Source organism: Streptomyces sp. NPDC059010 (assembly GCF_042740355.1).
Taxonomy (GTDB): Bacteria; Actinomycetota; Actinomycetes; order Streptomycetales; family Streptomycetaceae; genus Streptomyces.
In genome coordinates, this window is record NZ_JBHYJA010000015.1 from 130,590 (window position 1) to 139,295 (window position 8,706).

The 8,706-nt window shown below is 70.7% G+C and carries 9 protein-coding genes; 4 read left to right on the top strand and 5 right to left on the bottom strand.

Annotated features, from left to right (window positions below; genetic code table 11):
* Nucleotides 1-63: 63 nt before the first annotated feature.
* Nucleotides 64-2,805, bottom strand: a complete 2,742-nt coding sequence (ppc, locus tag ACFWYS_RS18320) for a phosphoenolpyruvate carboxylase (RefSeq protein ID WP_384769429.1) — start codon at nt 2,803-2,805, stop codon at nt 64-66.
* A gap of 308 nt (nt 2,806-3,113) precedes the next feature.
* Between ppc and ACFWYS_RS18325 the strand changes: the two genes are divergently transcribed.
* Both ACFWYS_RS18325 and ACFWYS_RS18330 read left to right on the top strand, forming a co-directional pair.
* Nucleotides 3,114-4,124, top strand: coding sequence for an acyl-CoA desaturase (locus ACFWYS_RS18325; RefSeq protein WP_384769431.1), 1,011 nt, complete (start codon nt 3,114-3,116; stop codon nt 4,122-4,124).
* Nucleotides 4,121-4,798 (top strand): TetR family transcriptional regulator, encoded by a 678-nt coding sequence (locus tag ACFWYS_RS18330; protein ID WP_384769434.1) that lies wholly within the window; start codon nt 4,121-4,123, stop codon nt 4,796-4,798. Before ACFWYS_RS18325 ends, ACFWYS_RS18330 begins: the two co-directional genes overlap by 4 nt.
* 103 nt (nt 4,799-4,901) lie before the next feature.
* Here ACFWYS_RS18330 and ACFWYS_RS18335 read toward each other — a convergent pair whose 3' ends face one another.
* From ACFWYS_RS18335 to ACFWYS_RS18345, 3 genes are all read right to left on the bottom strand, one after another.
* Nucleotides 4,902-5,075: a CsbD family protein gene (locus ACFWYS_RS18335; protein WP_384769436.1), complete on the bottom strand. Its 174-nt coding sequence runs from the start codon at nt 5,073-5,075 to the stop codon at nt 4,902-4,904.
* Between the two features lie 64 nt (nt 5,076-5,139).
* Nucleotides 5,140-5,517 carry a VOC family protein gene (locus tag ACFWYS_RS18340; protein WP_384769439.1) on the bottom strand — a complete coding sequence of 126 codons (378 nt, stop codon included), beginning with the start codon at nt 5,515-5,517 and terminating at the stop codon, nt 5,140-5,142.
* A complete protein-coding gene (locus tag ACFWYS_RS18345; RefSeq protein WP_384769440.1) occupies nt 5,517-6,326 on the bottom strand; it encodes a trans-aconitate 2-methyltransferase in 810 nt (269 codons plus the stop codon). Before ACFWYS_RS18345 ends, ACFWYS_RS18340 begins: the two co-directional genes overlap by 1 nt.
* Nucleotides 6,327-6,424: 98 nt before the next feature.
* On the opposite strand from ACFWYS_RS18345, the gene tamR reads away from it, so the two are divergent.
* Nucleotides 6,425-6,922, top strand: a complete 498-nt coding sequence (gene tamR, locus ACFWYS_RS18350) for a MarR family transcriptional regulator TamR (protein ID WP_059196100.1) — start codon at nt 6,425-6,427, stop codon at nt 6,920-6,922.
* Nucleotides 6,923-7,070: 148 nt separating this feature from the next.
* Here the strand turns inward: tamR and ACFWYS_RS18355 are convergent, their stop codons facing one another.
* Entirely contained in the window at nt 7,071-7,844 is a 774-nt protein-coding gene (locus ACFWYS_RS18355; protein ID WP_384769444.1) for a LuxR C-terminal-related transcriptional regulator, read from the bottom strand.
* A 271-nt stretch (nt 7,845-8,115) separates the two neighbouring features.
* Between ACFWYS_RS18355 and ACFWYS_RS18360 the strand changes: the two genes are divergently transcribed.
* Entirely contained in the window at nt 8,116-8,586 is a 471-nt protein-coding gene (locus ACFWYS_RS18360; protein ID WP_384769447.1) for a GNAT family N-acetyltransferase, read from the top strand.
* Nucleotides 8,587-8,706: the final 120 nt, after the last annotated feature.

Consider the following 8,706-nt stretch of genomic DNA (forward strand, 5'->3'; position numbering starts at 1 on the left):
GCCCCCGTGCTCGTACGAAGCACGGGGGCACCTTTTTTGGGCCGTCTGGTCCGTCTGGGCCGGTCAGCCGGTGTTGCGCAGGCCCGCTGCCACGCCGTTGACGGTGAGGAGCAGGGCGCGGGAGAGGAGCGGGTCGGCCTCGGTTCCCGCGGCTACGGCGTCACGCTGGCGCTTGAGCAGGGCGACCTGGAGGTAGGAGATGGGGTCCAGGTAGGCGTCGCGGATGGCGAAGGTCTGCTTCAGGACCGGCGTCGCGTCGAGGAGTTCCCTCTCGCCGGTGATCTTCAGGACCTCGGCGACGGTGAGCTCGTGCTCGGCGCGGATGGTGTCGAAGACGTGCTTGAGCTCGTCCGGCACCAGGGTGTCGACGTAGTGGGCGGCGATCCGCAGGTCGGTCTTGGCGAGCGTCATCTCGACGTTGGAGATGAAGTTGCGGAAGAAGTGCCACTGCTCGTGCATCTCGTCGAGCACGGTGTCCAGACCGGCCTCGCGCAGCGCCTTCAGGCCGGAGCCGACGCCGAACCAGCCGGGCACGATCTGCCGCGACTGGGTCCAGCCGAACACCCACGGGATGGCGCGCAGTCCGTCGAGCGAGACGCCCGAGCCGGGGCGGCGGGAGGGCCGCGAGCCCAGGTGCAGGCCGGCGAGCTGGTCGACCGGCGTGGAGGCGAGGAAGTACGTCGGCAGGTCGGGGTCTTCGACGAGCCTTCGGTAGGCGGCGTGGGCGGCGTCGCTGACCAGGTCCATCGCGGCGTCCCAGCGGGAGAGCGCCTCGACGGACTGGCGCGGCGCGGTGTGCAGGGCGGAGGCCTGCAGCGTGGCCGCGACGGTCAGTTCCAGGTTCTCCCTGGCCAGGGAGGGCACGAGGTACTTGTCGGAGATGACCTCGCCCTGCTCGGTGACCTTGATCTCGCCCTCCAGGGTGCCCCAGGGCTGGGCGAGGATCGCGTCGTGCGAGGGGCCGCCACCGCGGCCGACGGTGCCGCCGCGGCCGTGGAAGAGGCGCAGCCGGACGCCGTAGCGGTGGGCGACGTCGCGCAGCCGGCGCTGGGCGCGGTGGATCTCCCACTGGCTGGTGGTGATGCCGCCGAACTTGGAGGAGTCGGAGTAGCCGAGCATGACCTCCTGCACATCGCCCCGCAGTGCCACGAGCCTGCGGTACGACGGGTCGGAGAGCATGTCCTCCAGGATGGTGTCGGCGGCCTTGAGCTCGTCGGTGGTCTCCAGCAGCGGCACGATGCCGATCTTCGCCCAGCCGGCGTGCAGGTCGATCAGGCCGGCCTCGCGGGCCAGCACGGTCGCGGCGAAGACGTCGTCGGCGCCCTGGCACATCGAGATGATGTACGACTCGATGACCTCGGGTCCGAAGACCTGGAGCGCCCGCTTGACGGTCTGGAACACGCCGAGGGTCTTCTCACCGGCCGCGTCCACCGGCGCCGGGGTCGGCGCGAGGGGCCGACGGGAGCGCAGTTCCTTCGCGAGCAGCTTGGCGCGGTAGTCGCGGGGCATGTCGGCGTACCGCCAGGACTCCTCGCCGAGCCGGTCGAAGAGCTGGCCGAGGGCGTGGTGGTGGGCGTCGGCGTGCTCGCGGACGTCCATGGTGGCGAGCTGGAGGCCGAACGCGGACAGCGTGCGGATGGTGCGGTTCATACGGCCGTCGGCGAACAGGGCGCCCCGGTGCTCGCGCAGCGAGGTCTGGATCAGCGTCAGGTCGTGCAGCAGCTCGCCCGTGCCGAGGTAGTCGCGCCCGTCCTCGTGCGGGATGTTCCTGGCCAGCCGCGTCTTGGTGTTCTCCAGCTTCTGCCGGATGCAGGTGGCCTTGAGCCGGTAGGGCTCCTCGGCGTTGAGCCGCTTGTAGCGGGGGCTGATCTCGGGGAGGTTCTCCAGGTCGGCCCGCAGGGACTCAAGGAGCTCCTCGGTGGCGCCCGTGTAGCGGATGGAGTTCGACAGGAAGCCGCGCAGCTCGTCGATCATCTCCAGGGCGTCGTTGATGCCGTGCTCGTGCTGGAGGATGAGGACGTCCCAGGTCACCTGGGGGGTGACGTTGGGGTTGCCGTCGCGGTCGCCGCCGATCCAGGTGCCGAAGGTGAGCGGGCGGGTGGTGTCGGGGAGCTTGTGGCCGACGCGCTCCAGCTCCGCGGTCAGGTCCTCCAGGACGTCGCCGACGGCGCCGGCGTGCAGTTCGTCCAGGTAGTAGATGGCGTTGCGGGCCTCGTCGGCGGGCTCGGGGCGGACGACACGCAGTTCGTCGGTCTGCCAGACGAGGTCGATGTTCTCGGCCAGTCGGGTGTCATGGCGGCGCCGGTCGCCTTCGAGGACCGGGGTCTCCAGGAGCGCCGCGATACGCCGGAGCTTGTTGAGGACGGAGCGGCGGGCGGCCTCGGTGGGGTGCGCGGTGAAGACGGGGCGCACGTTGAGGTGCTGGATCGTCTGGCGCAGGTGCTCGGGGTCGGCGTCCTTGAGACGGTCGGCCGTACGGGCGAGGAGGCCGCCCTCGACGGCGCGCTTGGCGCGCAGCTCGCGGCCGCGGTGCACCTGCTCGGTGACGTTGGCCAGGTGGAAGTAGGTGGAGAAGGCGCGGACCAGCTTGGCCGCGGTGTCGAGTTCGGTGCCACGCAGCAGTTCGGCGGCGGCTTCGCCGTCCTCCCGGGTGAGGCGGCGGACCTTTTCGACCAGGTCGAGGAGCTCGGGGCCCTCCTGCCGGACGAGGGCCTCACCCAGGAGGTCACCCAGTCGGCGGATGTCGGCTCGCAGCTCGGTGCTGGTGGTCTCCTGGGACTCAGTCTGGTCGTCGGCACTGCTCACAGGTGCGGCTCCTTGCAGTGTTGAAGCTCGTCTGGGAGGGAACCCGGCCCCGGTGCCGCGCGGCGGGTGCCGCATACGGCTCCTGGCATCCGGGAAGAAATCAGAGCGGACCGCGCTGTCCGACCGACACCAAGGATAGGTGTCCATGCGGACGCGCAGTCTCTCGGGCTCTTGCCGCCGGGCTTCGCACTGCCATACTTACGACGCCGTAGGTTACGGAACCGTAGGGATCGTTGTAACGGAACCTGGGAACAGTTCCTGCAAGCCCGGCACCTGCCAAAACCCTCGAACCCCACAGGGGACGCCCCATGACCACGAGCTCCGATGTGATCGATGACGCCCCGAAGGCGGACAACGACACCCCACTTCCCCCGGCCACGCTCGGCGGCGAGAGGAAGGGGTCGCTCGAACAGTTGGCGCTCCTCCTCTTCATCGTCGTCCCGTTCCTGGCGCTCACCGCTGCGGTGCCGCTGGCCTGGGGCCGGGGGGTCAGCTGGCTCGACCTCGGCCTGATGGTCTTCTTCTACTTCTTCGCCTGCCATGGCGTCACGATCGGCTACCACCGCTACTTCACCCACGGCTCCTTCAAGGCGAACCGCCCGCTGCGCATCGCTCTCGCCATCGCCGGCTCGATGGCGGTGGAGGGCCCTCTGGTCCGCTGGGTCGCCGACCACCGCAAGCACCACAAGTTCTCCGACGCGGACGGCGACCCGCACTCTCCGTGGCGTTACGGGGAGACGGTTCCGGCGCTGATGAAGGGCCTGTGGTGGGCGCACGTCGGCTGGATGTTCGACGAGGAGCGGACCCCTCAGGACAAGTACGCCCCGGATCTGATCAAGGACGGGGCGATCCGTGCGATCTCCCGCCATTTCATCTACTGGACGATGCTGTCGCTGGCGCTGCCCGGCGTGATCGGCGGTCTGGTGACGATGTCCTGGTGGGGCGCGTTCACCGGCTTCTTCTGGGGCTCACTGGTGCGAGTGGCCCTGCTGCACCACGTCACATGGTCGATCAACTCGATCTGCCACGCGGTGGGCAAGCGGCCGTTCAAGTCGCGGGACCGTTCGGGCAACGTGTGGTGGCTGGCGGTGCTGTCGTGCGGCGAGTCCTGGCACAACCTGCACCACGCGGACCCGACCTCCGCGCGGCACGGTGTGGAGCGCGGGCAGATCGACTCCTCCGCACGGATCATCCGCTGGTTCGAGATGCTCGGCTGGGCCTCTGACGTGCGCTGGCCGTCACGCTCGCGTATCGATTCGCGCCGGAACACCGAGGAAGGCGGCTCCCGGCGCGGGAAGGAACCCGTAGAGGCGGCATGATTGACGCCGTGGCGACCGACTCCAGCAGCACCCCCGGCAATGAGAAGCAGCGGCGGACGCGCCGTACCCGGATGACCGGTGCGGAGCGTCGCCAGCAGCTGCTGGAGATCGGTCGCACCCTTTTCGCCGCGAAGGGCTTCGAGGGCACGTCGGTGGAGGAGATCGCCGCGAAGGCGGGTGTCTCCAAGCCGGTGGTGTACGAGCACTTCGGTGGCAAGGAGGGGCTGTACGCGGTGGTCGTGGACCGCGAGATGCGCCGTCTGCTGGACATGGTGACCGGCTCGCTGACCGCCGGGCACCCGCGTGAGCTGTGCGAACAGGCGGCCTTCGCGCTCCTCGACTACATCGAGGAGTACACGGACGGCTTCCGCATCCTGGTCCGTGACTCGCCCATCCCCCAGTCGACGGGGTCCTTCGCGTCGCTGATCTCGGACATCGCCACCCAGGTGGAGGACATCCTGGGCCGTGAGTTCAAGAGCCGCGGCTTCGACCCCAAGCTGGCCCCGCTGTACGCGCAGGCCCTGGTCGGGATGGTCGCCCTGACCGGCCAGTGGTGGCTGGACGTGCGCCGCCCGAAGAAGGCGGAGGTGGCGGCGCACCTGGTGAATCTGGCGTGGCACGGGCTGGACGGCCTGGAGGCGAAGCCGCATTTGATAGGGCGCAGGAAGAGCTGACGCCCCGGGCGCCGCCGGTGCGGGCGGCAGGCCGAGGGCGTCGGCGCGCTCAGTGCCTGAGACGCGGTGCCACTGACTGAGACGCAGTGCCACTACCTGGGACTCAGTGCTTGAAGGTGTCCTTGCCCTTCTCCTTCGCCTGGCGTGCATCGCCCTTCATCTGCTCGGCCTTGCCTTCCGCGGTCATCCGCTCATTGCCGGCCATGCGGCCCATCGCTTCCTTGGCCTTGCCCTTGAGCTGCTCCTTCTTGGCCCTGGCCTTCTCTTCCTTCGCCATGTTCCTCACTCCTTGCGAGGTTCGACGTCGGTGTCCCTCAGCGGGTGACCCCGGGCCGCGGCGCTCAAACAGCGGCAACGGCATCGAGCGGCTCCAGGAACTCCAGGCGGTTGCCCACGGGGTCGTACGAGTAGAAGCGCCGGTGCCCCGGCAGGTTCTCGTCCCAGGTGACCGCGGCTCCCCCGGCCTCCAGACGGGCGGCGTACGCCTCGATGCCGGTCACCCGCAGCCCCGGGTGCGCCTTCCCGGCCGGCCGGAAGTCCTCCTCGACCCCCAGGTGCAGCTGCACGGGCCCCGCCCGGAACCAGCACCCGCCCCGCGCCGCGAGCACGGGCGGCTTCGGCACCTCGGTCATGCCGAGGACGTCGGCGTAGTACGCGCGCAGCCGGTCCTCGGACCCCGGCGGGGCCGCGAGCTGGACATGGTCCACGGCGCTGATCATCACGCCTCCTTGCGGGCCACGGCGAAGATCCGGCGGAACGGGAACGGCGTGCCGTGCGCACCGGCCGGATAGGCCTCGCGCAGGGCGGCGCGGTACTCGGCCAGGAAGGCGTCCCGCCGGGCGGGGTCGTCGGCGAGCGCGGTGAGGACCGGTCGCAGGCCCGTGCCCTTCACCCAGTCCAGCACCGGATCCTCGCCGGTCAGGAGATGGACGTACGTCGTCTCCCAGACGTCGGCGACGCAGCCCAGGTCGGCCAGCCGCGCGAGATAGGTCCCCGGGGTGAGCACGGCGTCCTCGTGGCGCAGGGTGTCGGCCAGGCCGTACCGGGGCGCGAGGGCGCGCATCAGCCGGTGGCTCGGGGCGTCGAAGTTGCCGGGGACCTGGAAGGCGAAGGTGCCGCCGGTGCGCAGCCCCTGCACCCAGGCGCCGAAACGCCGCCCATGGTCCGGCACCCACTGGAGTGTGGCGTTGCTGATGATCAGGTCGTACGGCTCGGTCGGCGTCCAGGTCCGTACGTCGGCGTGGGCGAAGTCGAGGCGGCCGCCGCCCGCGGTCGGGCCCTCGTGCTCGACATGGGCCTTGTCCAGCATCTCGACGGAGTTGTCGTGCCCGGTGATGTGCGCGGTGGGCCAGCGTTCGGCCAGCAGGGCGGTGACATTGCCGGGGCCGCAGCCGAGGTCGGCGATGCGCGGGCGGTCGCCGGGGAGGTCGGGGACGCGGGCCAGCAGGTCGATGAAGGGGCGGGCGCGGTGGCCGGCGTGGCGCAGGTACTGGGCCGGGTCCCAGGTGGGGGTGGTGGCAGCGGACATTGGCGGGGCCTCCTGTCTCTACTCGCCCTCCAGCCTGCCCCGACAGGTATCTTGACGTCAAGAGACTTCATGTCGACACAACCACTACACTGATCGCTATGGAGGACGAGGTCGATCGGCTGGTCGCAGCGTGGCGCCGGGAGCGCCCGGACCTCGACGTGGAGCCGCTGGAGGTACTCAGCCGGGTCAGCAGACTGGCCCGGCATCTGGACCGCGCCCGCCGGCTGGCCTTCTCCGAGCACAGCCTGGAGCCCTGGGAGTTCGACGTGCTGACCGCGCTCCGGCGCGCGGGAACGCCGTATCAGCTCTCCCCGGGACAGCTGCTGACGCAGACCCTGGTCACCTCCGGCACGATGACCAACCGCATCGACCGCCTGGCCAAGAAGGGCCTGGTGGAGCGCCTCCCCGACCCCAGCGACCGGCGCGGGGTGCTGGTACGGCTGACCGACGAGGGCCGCGACCGCGCGGACCAGGCACTCGCCGGCCTGCTCGACCAGGAGCGCGCGATCCTCGCGGAACTCTCGCGGGCACAGCGCGGGGAGCTGGCCGGGTTGCTGCGCCAGCTCACGGCGCCGTTCGACAACATCCCCGGCTAGGCGCTCCGCTGGGAGCGCCGAGTGGGTAGTGCCGGGGCGTGTCGTCGGTTGTCCGCGGCGCCGTCGTGGCTGGTCGCGCCCACGGGCGGAGCCGCAGATCGATACAGCCCCGCGCACCTTCAAGGGCGTTGCCGCTCAGCGGTGTTGATCAGGCGCTGCTGCTCTCCTCCCGGATAAGCCGGTCGGCCGGGCCCAGGTCGACCGGGCCCACTCCGGCCCTGCGGGCCAGGGCGACCGCGGCCAGGGTGGAGTGGACGCCCAGTTTGCCGAGGACGTTCTGCATATGGGTGCGGACTGTGTGCGGGGAGAGGTACAGCCGCTCGGCGACCGCTTTTCTCCCCAGCCCGGCGACCATGCACCGCAGGACTTCCCGTTCCCTCGGCGTCAGCGACTCGACCAGCCGCTCGCTCTCGGTGCGGTGCTTGCGGGCCGCCGTGAGCTCCCGCAACACCCCCGTGAGCAGGGCGGGCGGCAGATGCGTCTCGTCGCGCAGGACCCCGCGGATGACGGTGAGCAGCCGGGACAGCGAGCAGTCCTTGGCCACCCACCCGGACGCCCCGGCCTGCAGGGCGAGCGCCGCCCGGCGCGGATCGTCCTTCTCGGCGAGGACGACGATCCGTACGGCCGGCTGCCCGGAACGGACCCCGGCGACCAGCGAGATGCCGTCGACCAGCCCGTCCTCGCCCACCTCCTGGACGGGCACGGCGGGCCGGACTCCCGGCACATTGCCGCCCAGGTCGGCGTCGACGAGCAGCACATCGAAGCGCCGCCCCTCGGCTGCCGCCCGCTCCAGGCTGCGCAGCGCGGCTGGACCGCTGCCCGCGGCGGAGACGTCGACGTCGGGCTCGGCCGCCAGGGCAGCGGCGAGCGACTCGGCGAAGATGCGATGGTCGTCGACGACCAGGACTCGGATGCGAACCACGTAACCCCCTTCCCCAAGCTCTCGAAGAGCAGGGGATACCCCATCGTCAAAGGACGACACCGGGAGACGAACAACGTCGCGGGCACGGCGCCCGAAGCAGGGATGGCCGCACGGCCGCCGCCGTGCAAGAACTGCTACCCCCACTTCGGGCGTCGTACCCGACCTGTCTCGCCCCCTGATCAGCACCGGCCCCCACCGGTGCTGTTCATCAGGGTACGGCCGGGGGGCAGGAGCGGAAGGTAATTTGCAGAACTGGTTGTCCAGCGCGTTTATGGTGAGCCGCATGTTTCGTCTGGAGACAGAAGTCGACAAAACACGCCAGGATCTGCTCCGCCGCCGACTGCGGGACACCAACACGACGGCCTCGCCGATCCTGCGCGCCCTGCGCGGAACCCCAGGTGAACGGGAACTTCCGCTCCAGGTCTGGGCGTTGGACGACGCCGATGCCCTGGCCGGCGGACTGGTCGGCCACACCTGGACCAACTGGCTGCATGTCACCTACCTCTGGGTCGACGAACGCCTGCGCGGGGCCGGTCTCGGTTCGCGATTGCTCGCCCACGCGGAACGCGTCGCCCGCGACGAACGGGGCTGCACGGCCGTACGCCTGGAGACCTGGGACTTCCAGGCGCCCGAGTTCTACAAGAGGCAGGGGTATGACGTGGTGTGTGTGATTCCGGACTATCCGCCGGGAATCACCGAGTACACCCTGACCAAACGTCTCGGATCCCCGGGGTCCCGCTGAGCCCCGATCCCCCCGGGGGGGGGGGGGGCGCCCCCCCCGCCCCCCCCCCCCCCGCGGGGCCCCCGCCCCCCCCCCCCCCCCCCCCCCCCCCCCCCCCCCCCCCCCCCGCCCCCGCCCCCG

Bases quoted from the DNA above. Each gene is read 5' to 3' on its own strand.
- ACFWYS_RS18340 (WP_384769439.1), bottom strand. From the start codon at position 5,517: ATGATCAGCGCCGTGGACCATGTCCAGCTCGCGGCCCCGCCGGGGTCC.
- tamR (WP_059196100.1), top strand. From the start codon at position 6,425: ATGGAGGACGAGGTCGATCGGCTGGTCGCAGCGTGGCGCCGGGAGCGC.
- ACFWYS_RS18330 (WP_384769434.1), top strand. From the start codon at position 4,121: ATGATTGACGCCGTGGCGACCGACTCCAGCAGCACCCCCGGCAATGAG.
- ACFWYS_RS18345 (WP_384769440.1), bottom strand. From the start codon at position 6,326: ATGTCCGCTGCCACCACCCCCACCTGGGACCCGGCCCAGTACCTGCGC.
- ACFWYS_RS18360 (WP_384769447.1), top strand. From the start codon at position 8,116: ATGGTGAGCCGCATGTTTCGTCTGGAGACAGAAGTCGACAAAACACGC.
- ACFWYS_RS18325 (WP_384769431.1), top strand. From the start codon at position 3,114: ATGACCACGAGCTCCGATGTGATCGATGACGCCCCGAAGGCGGACAAC.
- ACFWYS_RS18335 (WP_384769436.1), bottom strand. From the start codon at position 5,075: ATGGCGAAGGAAGAGAAGGCCAGGGCCAAGAAGGAGCAGCTCAAGGGC.